16 protein-coding genes are annotated in these 15,037 nt (G+C 56.1%); 12 read left to right on the forward strand and 4 right to left on the reverse strand.

Annotated features, from left to right (window positions below; all coding sequences use genetic code 11):
• From M989_RS25785 to trpS, 12 genes are all read left to right on the forward strand, one after another.
• Window positions 1-528, forward strand: a 528-nt coding sequence (locus tag M989_RS25785; protein WP_064541511.1) for a hypothetical protein, incomplete at its 5' end; no start/stop codon positions are given.
• Window positions 528-1,064 (forward strand): PilN domain-containing protein, encoded by a 537-nt coding sequence (locus M989_RS02335; RefSeq protein WP_064541514.1) that lies wholly within the window; start codon window positions 528-530, stop codon window positions 1,062-1,064. The genes M989_RS25785 and M989_RS02335, both read left to right, overlap by 1 nt.
• Entirely contained in the window at window positions 1,051-1,515 is a 465-nt protein-coding gene (locus M989_RS02340; protein WP_074398716.1) for a HofO family protein, read from the forward strand. The genes M989_RS02335 and M989_RS02340 overlap by 14 nt, the downstream gene beginning before the upstream one ends.
• Window positions 1,505-1,903: a HofP DNA utilization family protein gene (locus M989_RS24270; protein WP_074398717.1), complete on the forward strand. Its 399-nt coding sequence runs from the start codon at window positions 1,505-1,507 to the stop codon at window positions 1,901-1,903. The genes M989_RS02340 and M989_RS24270 overlap by 11 nt, the downstream gene beginning before the upstream one ends.
• Window positions 1,821-3,053: a DNA uptake porin HofQ gene (hofQ, locus tag M989_RS02345; protein WP_064541611.1), complete on the forward strand. Its 1,233-nt coding sequence runs from the start codon at window positions 1,821-1,823 to the stop codon at window positions 3,051-3,053. The genes M989_RS24270 and hofQ overlap by 83 nt, the downstream gene beginning before the upstream one ends.
• 280 nt (window positions 3,054-3,333) lie before the next feature.
• Window positions 3,334-3,855: a shikimate kinase AroK gene (gene aroK / locus M989_RS02350; protein WP_035892101.1), complete on the forward strand. Its 522-nt coding sequence runs from the start codon at window positions 3,334-3,336 to the stop codon at window positions 3,853-3,855.
• 58 nt (window positions 3,856-3,913) lie between these two features.
• Entirely contained in the window at window positions 3,914-5,008 is a 1,095-nt protein-coding gene (aroB, locus tag M989_RS02355; protein WP_064541516.1) for a 3-dehydroquinate synthase, read from the forward strand.
• A gap of 84 nt (window positions 5,009-5,092) precedes the next feature.
• Entirely contained in the window at window positions 5,093-6,376 is a 1,284-nt protein-coding gene (gene damX, locus M989_RS02360; RefSeq protein ID WP_064541520.1) for a cell division protein DamX, read from the forward strand.
• Window positions 6,377-6,493: 117 nt separating this feature from the next.
• Window positions 6,494-7,327, forward strand: a complete 834-nt coding sequence (gene dam / locus M989_RS02365) for an adenine-specific DNA-methyltransferase (protein WP_064541523.1) — start codon at window positions 6,494-6,496, stop codon at window positions 7,325-7,327.
• A 33-nt stretch (window positions 7,328-7,360) separates the two neighbouring features.
• Window positions 7,361-8,038: a ribulose-phosphate 3-epimerase gene (gene rpe, locus M989_RS02370; RefSeq protein ID WP_064541526.1), complete on the forward strand. Its 678-nt coding sequence runs from the start codon at window positions 7,361-7,363 to the stop codon at window positions 8,036-8,038.
• The gene (gene gph, locus M989_RS02375; RefSeq protein ID WP_064541529.1) at window positions 8,031-8,792 is read left to right on the forward strand and encodes a phosphoglycolate phosphatase; all 762 of its coding nucleotides are present in this window, start codon (window positions 8,031-8,033) and stop codon (window positions 8,790-8,792) included. The genes rpe and gph overlap by 8 nt, the downstream gene beginning before the upstream one ends.
• Complete coding sequence (trpS, locus tag M989_RS02380; RefSeq protein ID WP_064541532.1) at window positions 8,785-9,789, forward strand: tryptophan--tRNA ligase; 1,005 nt, start codon at window positions 8,785-8,787, stop codon at window positions 9,787-9,789. The genes gph and trpS overlap by 8 nt, the downstream gene beginning before the upstream one ends.
• 66 nt (window positions 9,790-9,855) lie before the next feature.
• On the opposite strand, the gene M989_RS02385 is transcribed toward trpS, so the two are convergent.
• The 4 genes from M989_RS02385 to nirB form a co-directional block, all read right to left on the reverse strand.
• Entirely contained in the window at window positions 9,856-10,029 is a 174-nt protein-coding gene (locus M989_RS02385) for a DUF4223 family protein (protein WP_064541535.1), read from the reverse strand.
• A 237-nt stretch (window positions 10,030-10,266) separates the two neighbouring features.
• Window positions 10,267-11,640: a siroheme synthase CysG gene (cysG, locus tag M989_RS02390; protein ID WP_064541538.1), complete on the reverse strand. Its 1,374-nt coding sequence runs from the start codon at window positions 11,638-11,640 to the stop codon at window positions 10,267-10,269.
• Window positions 11,641-11,789: 149 nt separating this feature from the next.
• On the reverse strand, window positions 11,790-12,116 hold the full coding sequence (nirD, locus tag M989_RS02395) for a nitrite reductase small subunit NirD (protein WP_064541541.1): 327 nt from the start codon (window positions 12,114-12,116) through the stop codon (window positions 11,790-11,792).
• Window positions 12,113-14,656, reverse strand: a complete 2,544-nt coding sequence (gene nirB / locus M989_RS02400; protein WP_064541543.1) for a nitrite reductase large subunit NirB — start codon at window positions 14,654-14,656, stop codon at window positions 12,113-12,115. The genes nirD and nirB overlap by 4 nt, the downstream gene beginning before the upstream one ends.
• Window positions 14,657-15,037: the final 381 nt, after the last annotated feature.

Consider the following 15,037-nt stretch of genomic DNA (forward strand, 5'->3'; position numbering starts at 1 on the left):
CCTCGTGCCGCGATCGCCTTGCGAGAAAATGAGCAAAACCAATGGATTGCCAGCGCGATGTCGCAGCAACTGGAGATGCCTGCGGAGGCGCTGTGTTTTGATTACCACCTGGCAGAGCCACAAGGCGACTGGAACGTTACCGCCGCGCAGCAGCGTGACGTCGCACGGCTACAGCATTTGTCACGCCGTCTGCGCCTTCAGGTGGTCGCGATTACGCCGGATGCCTGTGCGCTGCGGGCTTTTATGCCGCAGCTAGCAGAAGCGGATACGGTGCTGCTGTGGCGCGACGACGCACAGTGGCTCTGGGCCAGCCGGGAGCGATGGGGTAGCTGTGCGCTGCATGAGGTCGCCATGCTGGGGGAACGGCTGGGCATTACTTCGCCGCGGCTGGTGTGCTGCACGGCAGAGGAAACGCCATACCCTTATTTCGACCCCTGGAGTGCCATAACGCAAAAGCAGCCGCCGCTGCCGGTCTGTGGCGATGCTTTTGCGGTAGCGATTGGGCTGGCGATGGGAACGGTGATGTGATGATCCAGGCCGTAAACTTTCTACCATGGCGGCGGATCCGTTTTTATCAGCACCTTCGCCGCTGGGGCGCGGGCGTAGCGATATGTTGGCTGTGTGGCGCCGTTATGGTGCTGTCCTGCTGGCTGAACGGAAAAGCGGTACAGGCGGTGAATGACATGCATATTGCTGCAGAGCGGCAGATAGCCCAGCGGTTGATACTACGTGAACGTGAGCAGGCTGAACGGGAAAAGCAGAAGGTGCGGAATGCACAAAAACAGGCTCGCCGACAGGAAACACGCGCGTGGTCCGCCCGTCTCATGACGTTGGCAGAGGGTTTGCCTGCTCAAGCGTGGCTGAATGCGCTGGATTACCGTGACCATACGCTGTCGCTCTCGGCAACGTTGACGCGTTTTCCTGCGCTGACGGAGCTTGAACATCGCCTGGAGACCGTGCCCGGTTTTCAGCCCGCGAAGCCGGGAAAAATTCAGCGTGATAGCGCCGGACGTTGGCTGGTGCGCTTTCAGCTTAATGAGGAGAGAGCGCATGCGACTCCCTGATGGCTGGCGAGCGGTCTCAAGGCTGAACGCGCTGCGTCTCACCGGACTAATGGCGCTGCTGGCGGGCTGCGGGCTGTGCTTTTACATGATGAAGCAGGTCAACCTGACGTTCGAGAAAGGAAATGAAGCCCGCCAGCGGCAGCATGCGCAGTACGTGGCAGGGTGGCAGCGGCTGATGCCTCTGCGTGTCCTGCCTGAAGGGGCGGAGTCGGTTGTGCCCCCTGTCGTTGCATTCTCTCCGGCTGCGTTTCAGCAGGCTGGGGCCAAACTGGTGAGCTGGCAACCTTCCGACAAGGGTGGTGAGCTGGTGCTCGATACGCCGTGGCTGCAGGTTGTTAGCACCTTTTCGTTGCTGGCGGAGCGCGATATGCAGGTGGCTGCGTTTGCGCTAACTGGAGAAAACGGCACGCTGCGTTTCACCATGCGACTGGTGCATGACGATGAACCTTAAGCGCTTACCCAGCATTCTCCTCGTGGTTCCGCTGCTTTGCGGTCTGCGCGATCCCTTTGCGCCAGTCGATGATCCCTGCCACAGCGCGCAGCTCAATCTCTGGCGCTATCGTGGAGCGATTGCCATGGATGGGCGGACGATTGGCCTCGTTCAGCGCGATGACGAGGTATGGCAACGTCTGGAAAACGACACCGTACTGAACACCGGGTGGCGCGTAACGACCCTCACGCCGGATGAGCTGACGGTGGATGTTGGCACGGGCTGCGAGCCGCAGCGCTGGCAATGGAAAAGAGAAGGAACGACCCATAATGAAAAGGATAAGTCTGCTGATACTGCTGCTTCTGCCGCTGCTAAGTTCGGCGAAAAACGTCACGCTGGTGGTGGATGACGTGCCGGTGGCACAGGTGCTGCAAAGCCTGGCCGACCTTGAGCAGAAAAATCTGGTGATTGCCCCCGACGTACAGGGCTCGCTCTCGCTTCAGCTGCGCAACCTGCCGTGGAAGCAGGCGCTACAGACGGTGATCACCAGCAGTGAGCTGGTGCTGAATCAGGAAGGAGGCGTGCTCTATGTCTATTCGCAGCGCTGGCGTGAAGAGAAGCAGGCCCGAGCGCTGGCGGAACAAACGCGGCGTCAGCAGAGGCTGCCGCTGAGCCACAGTAGCATCGTGCTGCACTATGCCGATGCCGGTGAGCTGGCAAAGTCAGGAGGCAAACTACTGAGTGCGCGTGGGACGTTGACCGTCGATAAACGGACTAACCGCCTGATTGTCCGTGACGATAGCGAACATCTGCCGGCGTTCAGCGCCTGGGCGAAGGAGATGGATATTCCCGTCGGTCAGGTTGAGCTGGCTGCGCATATTGTCACCATTAATGAAACCAGCCTGCGTGAGCTGGGGGTGAAGTGGAGCCTTGCGGATGCGGACGGTGTGGTTGGTGCAGGAAAAATCACTACGTTGAGCAGCGATCTCTCGGTCGCTGACGCCACCACTCGCGCCGGGTTCAACATTGGTCGCATCAATGGTCGGCTGCTTGAGCTGGAGCTTTCCGCCCTGGAGCAGAAACAGAAGGTGGATATTATCGCCAGCCCGCGCCTGCTGGCCTCGCACCTCCAGCCCGCCAGCATCAAACAGGGGAGTGAAATTCCTTATCAGGTCTCGAGTGGGGAAAGCGGCGCAACGTCGGTTGAATTTAAAGAGGCCGTGCTGGGCATGGAAGTGACGCCAACGGTGTTACAGAACGGTCGCGTGCGGCTGAAGCTGCACATCAGCGAAAACATGCCGGGCCAGGTGCTGCAACAGGCGGATGGCGAAGTGTTAGCGATCGATAAGCAAGAGATTGAAACTCAAGTGGAAGTGAAGAGCGGTGAAACGCTGGCGTTAGGCGGTATTTTTTCCCAAAAGAATAAAAACGCCAGCGACAGCGTGCCTTTTCTTGGGGATATTCCGTTGCTGGGCCATCTTTTTCGCCGAGATGGTAAGGATAATGAACGACGTGAACTGGTGGTGTTTATCACGCCACGTATTATTTCTGCGCAATAGCAGAGAAGAATCAGGCGAATTTCAGTGGGAAGGCGTGTCCCGAGTTTGACGTGGGGCCAGATTTAGCATACAAGGAGTACCGATTTGAGTGTCAGTACGCACCGCTCCTTCTCCTGTAGTCTGCTGATTTAATCTGTTGCCAAACCAGCCGGAGTATTGAGATAATTTTCAGTCTGACTCTCGCTCTATTGCATAAGAGGTTTCAGTTCATGTCCTGCGACGCGCGATGTTCTGCGGCGCGGATTTATCATTAACGAATAGTCTTAGTAGTACCAAAAAAATGGCAGAGAAACGCAATATCTTTCTGGTTGGGCCCATGGGTGCCGGAAAAAGCACCATTGGGCGCCAGCTGGCTCAACAGCTCAATATGGAATTTTACGATTCTGATCAAGAGATTGAGAAACGAACAGGCGCTGACGTGGGCTGGGTCTTTGATGTCGAAGGCGAAGAAGGTTTCCGTGACCGCGAAGAAAAAATCATCAATGAGTTAACGGAAAAGCAGGGTATTGTTCTGGCAACAGGCGGTGGCTCTGTAAAATCACGTGAAACGCGCAATCGTCTCTCCGCTCGTGGTGTTGTCGTCTACCTGGAAACGACCATTGAAAAACAGCTAGCGCGCACCCAGCGTGACAAAAAACGCCCGCTGCTGCAGGTCGAAACGCCGCCGCGTGAAGTGCTCGAGGCGCTGGCTGACGAACGTAATCCGCTGTACGAAGAGATTGCCGACGTCACTATTCGCACTGACGATCAAAGCGCAAAAGTTGTCGCCAACCAGATTATCCATATGCTGGAAAGCAACTAATACTGGCCAGAAAAGTAGAACGCCAGCGAATATAAGTCACTAAGGTGGACGTCGCGTTATGGAGAGGCTTACAGTAACTCTCGGGGAACGTAGTTACCCGATTACCATCGCGGCTGGTTTGTTTAACGATCCAGCTTCCTTCTTACCGCTCAAGTCTGGCGATCAGGTTATGCTGGTCACCAACGAAACGCTGGCACCGCTTTATCTGGACCAGGTTCGAACCGTGCTCGAGCAGGCTGGCGTGAAGGTTGATAGCGTCATTCTGCCGGACGGCGAACAGTACAAAAGCCTGGCTGTGATGGATACCGTCTTCACCGCGCTTCTGCAAAAACCGCACGGTCGTGATACCACTCTTGTCGCCCTGGGCGGCGGCGTGATTGGCGACTTAACCGGTTTTGCCGCGGCGAGCTATCAGCGCGGCGTGCGCTTTATCCAGGTGCCTACCACTCTGCTTTCGCAGGTGGACTCTTCGGTTGGCGGCAAAACTGCGGTCAACCATCCTCTCGGCAAAAATATGATCGGCGCATTCTGGCAGCCAGCCTCCGTGGTGGTTGACCTGAATTGCCTGAAAACATTGCCGAAACGCGAGCTCTCTTCCGGCCTGGCTGAAGTCATTAAGTACGGCATCATTCTGGATGCACCGTTCTTCGAATGGCTGGAAAACAACATTGATGCGCTGATGGCGCTGGATGAAAAAGCGATGGCGTACTGTATTCGCCGTTGTTGTGAGCTGAAAGCCGATGTTGTCGCAGCCGACGAGCGCGAAACCGGGTTACGTGCTTTACTCAATCTTGGGCATACGTTTGGCCATGCTATTGAAGCCGAAATGGGCTACGGCAACTGGCTGCACGGTGAGGCCGTGGCGGCAGGTATGGTGATGGCAGCGCATGCCGCTGAGCGACTGGGTCAATTTGACGCCCAGGATACTCAGCGTATCATCGCGCTGCTCAAACGTGCGGGTCTGCCGGTTACCGGTCCGCAGGAGATGACGGCGCAAGCCTATCTGCCGCATATGCTGCGAGATAAAAAAGTCCTGGCTGGCGAAATGCGCTTAGTGCTGCCGTTGGCTATCGGGAAAAGTGAGGTACGCGGTGGCGTATCCCACGATGTGGTTCTTGGCGCTATTGCTGATACTCAGCAGGCGCAACTATAAGAAAGGTCTAGCCGCGTTCGCGCGGTGTTTTAACTTCAGGTGATGTGCAATTGTCGTGGCATAAGCCTTTTAGTGGGGTGTTAAATGGATGAATTTAAACCAGAAGACGAGCTGAAACCCGATCCCAGCGATCGTCGTACTGGTCGCTCTCGTCAATCTTCCGATCGTGACAACGAGCCACAGATCAACTTTGATGATGTGGATCTTGATGCGGATGAGCGTCGTCCGTCCCGTAGTCGCAAAGCACGTGAAGAAATTGAACCGGAAGACGAATACGAGGACTCTGACCCATCCGATGAGGATGATGCAGAAGAAGTCGTAGAGCGCCGCCCGCGTAAACGTAAAAATGTCGCGCCGCGTAAGCCTGCTTCTCGTCAGTACATCATGATGGGGCTGGGCGTCGTGGTGCTGCTGGTGCTGATCGTCGGCATCGGTTCGGCATTGAAAGCCCCGTCTTCAAACGATCAGAGTGCTTCTGCTGAGAAGAGTATTTCTCTGTCTGGCGGCGATAATGTCGATCAGGCCAATGTGAGCCAGAGCCAGCCTGCGCCGGAAGCGAACCAGCAGCAGGACGTTTCTCTGCCGCCTATCTCCTCTACGCCGACCCAGGGTCAGCAAACCGCTGCGCCGGATGGACAGCAGCGCGTAGAAGTACAGGGCGATCTGAATAATGCGCTGACTCAGCAGCAGGGCCAGATTGATGACGCCGTGGTCAATTCCACGCTGCCGACCGAACCTGCGACCGTCGCTCCTATCCGTAACGGTGCGCGTCCGGCGGTAACGGCACCGGAAACCCCGCGTCAGACTGCGACCGCTCCGCGTCCGGAACGTAAGCACACGGTCATCGAAGCCAAACCGCAGCCGGTTGCCCCTGCGAAAACGCAGACGACGACGGCACAAAGCAAACCTGCTGAAGCGAAGCCGGTGACGACTGCGCCGAAGCAAACCGTAACGGCCGCAACGCCTGCGCCGACTAAAGCGCCGGCAGCTGAAACGGCGAAACCAGCGACTACCACCACCACTGCACCTGCAGCTACCGCCGCCGCGACGGCAGCCCCTGCAGCGGCAACCGGTAAATCCGCTGGCGATGTCGGTTCGTTGAAATCAGCTTCAGGCTCGCACTACACGCTGCAACTCAGTTCCTCTTCTAACTACGACAACCTGAACGGTTGGGCGAAGAAAGAGAACCTGAAAAACTACGTGGTGTATGAAACCTCTCGTAACGGCCAGCCGTGGTATGTTCTGGTCAGCGGTATCTACGCATCGAAAGATGATGCCAAACGCGCCGTGACCACGCTGCCAGCCGACGTACAGGCGAAAAACCCGTGGGCGAAACCGCTGCATCAGGTTCAATCGGATCTGAAGTAATCGCCGTTTCGTTAGCAACCGCCCCGTTTGTACCATTGGGTATGAGCGGGGCGTAGAAGCGCAGGATGCTGTCGGAGCTTTCTCCACAGCCGGAGAGAGTGTAAGTAGTCAGGCCGCATGAAAAAAAATCGCGCTTTTTTGAAATGGGCAGGGGGGAAGTACCCGCTGCTCGATGAAATTCAAGGCCATCTGCCGAAAGGTGATTGCCTGGTTGAACCCTTCGTTGGTGCTGGATCGGTATTCCTGAATACCGATTTTTCGCGTTATATTCTGGCTGATATCAACAGCGACCTCATTGAGCTCTATAAAATCGTTAAAACACGCGCCGATGAGTACGTTGAGCAATCGCGGGCGCTGTTTGTGCCCGAGACCAATAGCGCCGAGCGCTACTATCAGTTCCGCGAAGAGTTTAATGCCAGCACCGACCTGTTCCGTCGCGCGGTGCTGTTTTTGTACCTTAACCGCCACGGCTACAATGGCCTGTGTCGTTACAACCTGCGCGGTGAGTTTAACGTCCCGTTTGGGCGCTATAAGAGACCTTACTTCCCGGAAGCCGAGCTGCGTCACTTTGCCGAGAAAGCGCAAAATGCCGAGTTCTACTGCGAGTCTTATGAAGACTGTATGAAGCGCGCCGGGAAGAATGCCGTGGTCTACTGTGACCCGCCGTACGCGCCGCTGTCGGCGACGGCGAATTTTACGGCCTACCACACCAACAGCTTTAGCCTACAGCAGCAGGAGGTTCTGGCGCAGAAAGCTGAAGAACTGATGGCGAAGCGAATACCGGTGCTTATCTCAAACCACCGTACGCCGCTAACGCTGGAATGGTATAAAAACGCAACGCAGATGCACGTCGTGAAGGTCCGACGCAGCATTAGCCGCAACGGCGGCACGCGTAAAAAGGTGGACGAGCTGCTCGCGCTGTATCGCCCGCCGGATAAAAAACAACGTTAAAGACCCTAATGGATAGGCTCTGAGGAGATGCGGATGAAACAGTACCTGATTGCCCCTTCAATTTTGTCGGCCGACTTTGCCCGCCTGGGGGAAGATACGGCGCGTGCGCTGGCCGCCGGGGCGGATGTGGTTCATTTCGATGTTATGGATAACCATTACGTGCCGAACCTGACCATCGGGCCGATGGTGCTGAAAGCGCTGCGTGACTACGGTATCACCGCCCCTATCGATGTACACCTGATGGTGAAGCCGGTGGACCGCCTGGTTCCGGACTTCGCCGCCGCAGGTGCCAGCATCATCACCTTTCACCCGGAAGCCTCCGAGCACGTTGACCGCACGCTGCAGCTGATCAAAGAGCAAGGCTGCAAAGCGGGGCTGGTGTTGAACCCGGCCACGCCGCTGAGCTATCTCGACTACGTGATGGATAAGCTGGACGTCATTCTGCTGATGTCGGTGAACCCAGGCTTTGGCGGTCAGTCCTTTATTCCGCACACGCTGGATAAGCTGCGTGAAGTGCGTCGCCGTATTGATGAATCTGGCTATGACATCCGTCTTGAAGTCGACGGCGGTGTTAAAGTGAACAACATTAGTGAAATCGCGGCGGCGGGAGCAGATATGTTCGTTGCCGGTTCGGCGATTTTTGGTCAACCTGACTACAAAAAAGTCATTGATGAAATGCGCAGTGAGCTGGCAAAGGTAAGTCATGGATAAATTGCAAAGCATTCGCGGCGTCGCGTTTGACCTCGATGGGACGTTAGTCGATAGCGCACCGGGGCTGACGGCGGCGGTGGATAGCGCGTTGTACGCGCTGGAACTACCGGTTGCCGGTGAAGACCGCGTGGTCACCTGGATTGGCAACGGTGCCGATATTCTGATGGAGCGGGCGCTCAACTGGGCCCGTCAGGAGCGTGCTACCCAGCGTGCGGCGCAGAGGAAACCGTCCGTCGATAGCCACGATATTCCTCAGGATGAGCAGCTTCGCGTGCTGCGTCGCCTGTTCGATCGTTATTACGCTGAATTCGCAGAAGAAGGTAGCTTCCTGTTCCCGCACGTTGAGCAGACGTTGGCTGCGCTGCACGCCAGTGGCCTGCCGCTGGCGGTGGTGACCAACAAGCCGACGCCTTTCGTGGCGCCGATTCTGGCATCGTTGGGCATCGACGGCTATTTCTCCGCGGTGATTGGCGGCGATGATGTGCAAAACAAAAAGCCGCATCCGGAGCCGCTGCTGAAGGTCGCTGAGACGCTCTCCATTACGCCGGAAGCGCTGCTGTTTGTTGGCGATTCACGCAACGATATTCAGGCCGCAAAAGCGGCGGGCTGCGCCTGCGTCGGCCTGACCTACGGCTATAACTATGGCGAAGCCATCGCGCTCAGCGAGCCGGACGTTGTCTTCGACCACTTTAACCAACTTTTGCCCGCTCTTGGGCTTCCGAACAGTGAAAATCAGGAATCAGAACATGACTAAGCCCATCGTATTTAGCGGCGCACAGCCGTCAGGTGAACTGACAATCGGTAACTACATGGGTGCGCTGCGTCAGTGGGTCAATATGCAAGACGACTATCACTGCATCTACTGCATCGTTGACCAGCACGCGATTACCGTTCGCCAGGATCCGCAGGCGCTGCGTAAAGCTACGCTCGACACCTTAGCGCTGTATCTGGCCTGTGGTATCGACCCGGAAAAAAGTACCATCTTCGTACAGTCCCACGTGCCGGAACACGCGCAGCTGGGCTGGGCGCTGAACTGCTACACCTATTTTGGCGAGCTGAGCCGTATGACTCAGTTCAAAGACAAATCCGCGCGCTATGCGGAAAACATCAACGCCGGTCTGTTCGATTATCCCGTGCTGATGGCGGCAGATATCCTGCTGTATCAAACCAACCAGGTGCCGGTGGGTGAAGACCAGAAACAGCATCTTGAGCTAAGCCGCGATATCGCCCAGCGTTTCAACGCCATCTACGGCGACGTGTTCAAAGTACCCGAGCCGTTTATTCCGAAGTCCGGCGCGCGCGTGATGTCGCTGCTGGAGCCGACCAAGAAAATGTCCAAGTCCGATGACAACCGCAACAACGTGATTGGCCTGCTGGAAGATCCGAAATCGGTGGTCAAGAAGATCAAACGTGCGATGACCGATTCCGAAGAGCCGCCGGTCATTCGTTATGACCTGAAAGAGAAAGCGGGCGTGTCTAACCTGCTGGATATTCTGTCTGGCGTCACCGGTCAGAGCATTCCGGAGCTGGAGAAACACTTCGAAGGCAAGATGTACGGCCACCTGAAAGGGGAAGTCGCCGAAGCGGTTTCCGGTATGCTGAGCGAGCTGCAGGAGCGCTATAACCGCTACCGCAATGATGAAGCCTTCCTGCAGAAGATCATGAAAGAGGGTGCGGAAAAGGCCAGCGCGCGTGCTTCCGAGACGCTGAAGGCGGTGTACGACGCAATTGGTTTTGTGGCTAAGCCATAATTGTCTGCTTCAATAAATAAAAAACCGGGATATTTCCCGGTTTTTTATTTTGGAAATAAATATTATTTATTTCACTTGTGCCGGAGCGCCGCAGCCGCCAATTATTTTAGAGATGGAAATAGCCGGGTGCAGTAAATAGTCGTATGAGCAATTATCTTTTTTGTTCTGGATAGAACCGGTGCAAGCTGTCAGGGTAGACAGCACCAGCAGTACCGCTGCCGCTTTTAACATGTTTTTCATTTATAATCCCATTTAATTAAAAAAATTTATTTATGCATAATTCCGTATGCTTTAAAACATGATTGAATTAAGCCGCTAATATATAAACTTAAAATTAAATGTTGAGTCAACGCGGTTCGTTGTTATATCTATTAATAGATAATTTTAAATAATCTAACGCCTGAAAATAAACGAGATAAAACAATGATAAGCGTGCCATAAAAATATTATGGCACGTATAAAGAGTCACTAATCGGATTAATGGTAGGAGAACCAGTTTAACTTATTCCGTAAGCCAACGACGCGCCCAACGATAATCAGCGCCGGGCTGGCCATCTGCTGCGCCAGCTCGCCGAGCTGCGCCAGCGGGCCGTCGACGACGCGCTGGTTAACAGCCGTACCGTTCTCCACGATAGCGACCGGCATATCGGCCTGCATGCCGTGTTCAATGAGCTTCTGCTGGATGGTAGTGGCCTGATTCAGCCCCATATAAAACACCAGCGTTTGTTTTTCTGCTGCCAGGTTTTCCCAGTCCAGCTCGCCGCCGGTTTTCAGGTGGCCGGTGACCAGACGTACGCTCTGGGCGTAGTCGCGGTGGGTGAGAGGAATACCGGAGTAGGCCGAGCAGCCGGACGCCGCGGTAATTCCCGGTACGACTGAGAACGGAATGCCCGCCTGGCATAGGGTTTCCAGCTCCTCGCCGCCACGACCAAAGATAAACGGATCGCCGCCTTTCAGACGTACCACGCGTTTACCTTGTTGCGCTTCACGCAGTAGGATCTGGTTGATCTCGTCCTGCGGCACGCAATGGTAGCCCGCGCGTTTACCGACAAATACGCGATCGGCGTCGCGACGCACCAGATTCATAATATCGTCGGAAACCAGACGGTCATACACGACCACGTCCGCCTGCTGGATCTGCTGTAGCCCCTTAAGCGTCAGCAATCCGGCGTCCCCCGGCCCGGCACCCACGAGCACCACTTCACCGCGATGGTCCAGCGGAGTATTCAGCAACTGCTCGGTTTCGTCTTCTACTGCTTTCTGGTCCTGGTTCGCCAGCGATTGCGCCAGACGATCGTTCACAAACAGCTTTTCCCAGAAACGGCGGCGCTCACCCATGGTGGCGAACTGCTTTTTCACCCGCGCGCGCAGCTGGCCGGCATAGTGCGCCACCTGGCCCAGATGTTGAGGTAGCATCGCCTCGAGCTTTTCGCGCAGCAGACGCGCCAGCACCGGGGAAGTGCCGCCGGAGGAGACGGCCACCATCAGCGGCGAGCGGTCAATAATCGACGGCATGATAAAGCTCGCGGCTTTCGGGGCATCGACCACGTTACAGAAAATACGGCGTACTTCCGCTTCGTCGCTAACCTGCTGGTTTACCGCGTCGTCGTCAGTGGCGGCAATCGCGAGCCAGCAAGGGTCAAGCAGCGCTGGCTGGAAGTCGCCCTCGACAAGCGTCAGCATTCCCGCATCTGCCCAGACGTGGAACTGCGGAACGTAATCCCGCGCGTTTACCGTCAGGCGGGCGCCCGCGTCCAGCAGCAGGCGCGCTTTGCGCTCGGCGACATCGCCGCCGCCGACCAGCAAACAGTCGCGATCGCGCAGTTGGCAAAAGATAGGTAAGTGATCCACGGGGCAACCTCACGGAATTAACAATAGAAACGCGGGGGGATAAATAATGCGGGTAAGGATAACAGCAGACATCGTCTGGAATACACGATTTTTGCTGCTGTTACCCCTTTAAGGTCATAAGTTTTAGCTATTACTTATGCCGAAAACGATCAGGCTTTGAGCTGTACCAGACCGTCTTTGACGCGGACCTCATAATGGGCGACGGAGTGGCTCTCATCCTCCATGCACAGGCCGTCACGCAGGCGGAAGCGCTGCTTTTTCAGCGGGCTTGCTACCCACAGTTCGCCCTGGTGCTCGGCAATCAGGCCGCGGGACAGCACGCTCGATTCAAAGAACGGGTCGATATTGCTGATGGCGAACACCTGGTTATCGGCGTACGGGCGGAACACCGCCACCTGCTGGTTGCCCAGCAGGGCGCAGACGCCGGTAGCCGGCACAATCGCGTCAATTTTGCAGATATTTACCCACTGGCTCATGCGTTTTCCTCCACCAGAGTTACCGGAATGCGTTCGTACGGCGTCGCCGGGCGATGCTGTTCACGTTCTGAAACCACCTGCACGTTCGGGTCACGCTGTGCGCTGTTGATAAAGTGCTTGAAGCGCACCTGAGCGGCCGGGTCGTTAACCGTTTCGGTCCATTCACAGGCGAACGCTGCACGCAGACGGGCGATCTCTTCTTCCAGATGGTCGTTCAGGCCCAGCTTGTCGTCGATGATCACCGAACGCAGATAGTCGATGCCGCCTTCCATGTTATCGAGCCACGGCGCGGTACGCGTCAGCTTATCGGCGGTGCGGATGTAGAACATCATAAAGCGGTCAAGGTACTTGATCAGCGTATCGCGGTCGAGGTCGGCTGCCAGCAGATCCGCATGACGCGGTTTCATGCCGCCGTTGCCGCAGACGTATAGGTTCCAACCTTTTTCGGTCGCGATGATGCCGACGTCTTTACCCTGGGCTTCCGCACATTCGCGGGTACAGCCGGATACGCCAAACTTCATTTTGTGCGGCGTACGAATGCCCTTGTAGCGGTTTTCCAACTCCACGCCGAAGCCGACGCTGTCGCCGACGCCGTAACGGCACCAGGTGCTGCCTACGCAGGTTTTCGCCATACGCAGCGCTTTGGCATAGGCATGACCGGTTTCGAAGCCGGCTTCAATCAGCTGACGCCAGATTTCCGGCAGGTCGTCTTTCTGCGCGCCGAACAGGCCGATACGCTGGGAACCGGTGATTTTGGTGTACAGGTTGAATTCACGGGCAATACGGCCGACGGCGACCAGCCCTTCCGGGGTGATTTCGCCGCCCGCAGAGCGCGGGATGACCGAGTAGGTGCCGTCTTTCTGGATATTGGCCAGGAAGTTATCGTTGGTATCCTGCAGCGGCGTGTGCTGCGGCTTCAGGATGTATTCATTCCAGCAGGAGGCCAGCAGGGAACCGACGGTCGGTTTACAGACTTCACAACCGTAGCCTTTGCCGTATTTCGCCAGCAGCTCGTCGAAGGTTTTAATACCTTCAACACGAATCAGGTGATACAGCTCCTGACGGGTAAAGGCGAAGTGTTCACACAGGCTGTGGTTGACTTCGATACCCTGTTTCGCCAGTTCGGCGTTGAGCACCTGGGTGACCAGCGGGATACAGCCGCCGCAGCCGGTACCGGCTTTGGTTTCGGCTTTCAGCGCCGCGACGGTATGGCACCCTTTGTTGATAGCGGCGACCAGGTCGCCTTTGGTCACGTCGAAGCAGGAGCAGATTTGCGCGCTGTCCGGCAGTTTATCCACGCCGATAGATGGCTTACCGCCGCTGGCATGCGCGGGCAGAATCAGCGAGTCCGGGTTTTCCGGTAGCTCAATCGCGTTCAGCGCCAGCTGTAGCAGATTGCCAAAGTCGCTGGTGTCGCCCACCAGTACCGCGCCGAGCAGCGTTTTGTTGTCCTGGCTGACGATCAGGCGTTTGTAGACTTCTTTGCTTTCATCGAGGTAGACGTAGCTGCGTGCGCCAGGCGTACGGCCATGCGCATCGCCAATGCCGCCCACGTCGACGCCCAGCAGCTTCAGCTTGGCGCTCATATCCGCGCCCTGGAAGCTGTTTTCGCTGCCGAGGATGTGGTCAACGGCAACCTGAGCCATTTTGTAGCCCGGCGCCACCAGACCGTAGACGCGGTTTTTCCAGCTGGCGCATTCGCCGATAGCGTAGATATCCGGATCGGAGGTCTGACAGCGGTCGTTAATCATGATGCCGCCGCGCTGGGCGACTTCCAGACCGCACTGGGTGGCCAGCTTGTCGCGCGGGCGAATACCGGTGGAGAAGACGATAAAGTCGACTTCCAGCTGGCTGCCGTCGGCGAAGCGCATGGTTTTACGCGCGTTTTCGCCTTCCTGGACGATCTCTTTAGTGTTTTTGCTGGTGTGAACCTTCACGCCCATGCTTTCGATTTTGCGCTTCAGCTGCTCGCCGCCCATCTGATCGAGCTGTTCGGCCATCAGCATAGGGGCGAATTCGATCACGTGAGTTTCGACGCCGAGGTTTTTCAACGCGCCAGCCGCTTCGAGGCCAAGCAGGCCGCCGCCCACTACCGCGCCGCGTTTGCTACGGCGCGCACAGGATTCAATGGCGTTCAGATCTTCAATCGTACGGTAAACGAAGCAATCCTGAGTTTCAGACCCTTTGATAGGCGGGATCCACGGGTAGGAGCCGGTCGCCATAATCAGTTTGTCATAAAAGACGGTACGACCCGCGCTGGAATGGATCACCTTCTCTTTACGATTGATGGTGATGGCGCGCTCGCCGACCAGCACTTTAACGCCGTGTTTCTCATAGAAGCCTTCGCGCACCAGCGACAGCTCTTCCGCGGTGTGGTGTGAGAAGTAGGAAGAGAGGTGTACGCGGTCGTAGGCGATGCGGGGTTCTTCACAGAAGACGGTAATATCGAACCGGCTGGCGTCGGATTTATCGAGAAGATCCTCGATAAAGCGGTGGCCGACCATGCCATTACCGATAATTGCGAGTCTGACTTTGCTCATTTTTGCCTCGATTTCTATTCTAATACTGCCTACCTTAACGATTCAGCTAGTGGGATTATTGATTCAAATCAATTTAGCCTTTGCCTACCCCTTAATGAGTATGGTGATGATTTTTAAGTGTTTTTGTAAGTTGCGGAAAATACTCAACTTTATTTGCTGTGCGTTTCTTGAACAAAAAGGGTGAAAAATCAGCGAAAGGAGAGGGGGGATGTTTGTTAGCTTTGAAAGAGGCTTTAGGCAGTCTCAGTTCACATCCTGTAGGCCGGATAAGCAAAGCGCCATCCGGCAATGTGCCACAGAGCGCCGGAAGGCGCTTTGCTTATCCGGCCTACAACGGAAAGGGAGCGCAGCAGTTGGAGGAAGGAAATGCGCCCCTTTTCA

The sequence above is a fragment of the Kluyvera georgiana ATCC 51603 genome (genome assembly GCF_001654985.1).
GTDB classification, from domain to species: Bacteria; Pseudomonadota; Gammaproteobacteria; order Enterobacterales; family Enterobacteriaceae; genus Kluyvera; species Kluyvera georgiana.

Excerpts from the sequence above, each read along its gene's own strand:
- gph (WP_064541529.1), top strand. The coding sequence starts at position 8,031 with ATGGATAAATTGCAAAGCATTCGCGGCGTCGCGTTTGACCTCGATGGG.
- M989_RS02335 (WP_064541514.1), top strand. The coding sequence starts at position 528 with ATGATCCAGGCCGTAAACTTTCTACCATGGCGGCGGATCCGTTTTTAT.
- M989_RS02340 (WP_074398716.1), top strand. The coding sequence starts at position 1,051 with ATGCGACTCCCTGATGGCTGGCGAGCGGTCTCAAGGCTGAACGCGCTG.
- nirB (WP_064541543.1), bottom strand. The coding sequence starts at position 14,656 with ATGAGCAAAGTCAGACTCGCAATTATCGGTAATGGCATGGTCGGCCAC.
- M989_RS02385 (WP_064541535.1), bottom strand. The coding sequence starts at position 10,029 with ATGAAAAACATGTTAAAAGCGGCAGCGGTACTGCTGGTGCTGTCTACC.
- M989_RS24270 (WP_074398717.1), top strand. The coding sequence starts at position 1,505 with ATGAACCTTAAGCGCTTACCCAGCATTCTCCTCGTGGTTCCGCTGCTT.
- aroK (WP_035892101.1), top strand. The coding sequence starts at position 3,334 with ATGGCAGAGAAACGCAATATCTTTCTGGTTGGGCCCATGGGTGCCGGA.
- dam (WP_064541523.1), top strand. The coding sequence starts at position 6,494 with ATGAAAAAAAATCGCGCTTTTTTGAAATGGGCAGGGGGGAAGTACCCG.
- nirD (WP_064541541.1), bottom strand. The coding sequence starts at position 12,116 with ATGAGCCAGTGGGTAAATATCTGCAAAATTGACGCGATTGTGCCGGCT.
- aroB (WP_064541516.1), top strand. The coding sequence starts at position 3,914 with ATGGAGAGGCTTACAGTAACTCTCGGGGAACGTAGTTACCCGATTACC.
- damX (WP_064541520.1), top strand. The coding sequence starts at position 5,093 with ATGGATGAATTTAAACCAGAAGACGAGCTGAAACCCGATCCCAGCGAT.
- rpe (WP_064541526.1), top strand. The coding sequence starts at position 7,361 with ATGAAACAGTACCTGATTGCCCCTTCAATTTTGTCGGCCGACTTTGCC.
- trpS (WP_064541532.1), top strand. The coding sequence starts at position 8,785 with ATGACTAAGCCCATCGTATTTAGCGGCGCACAGCCGTCAGGTGAACTG.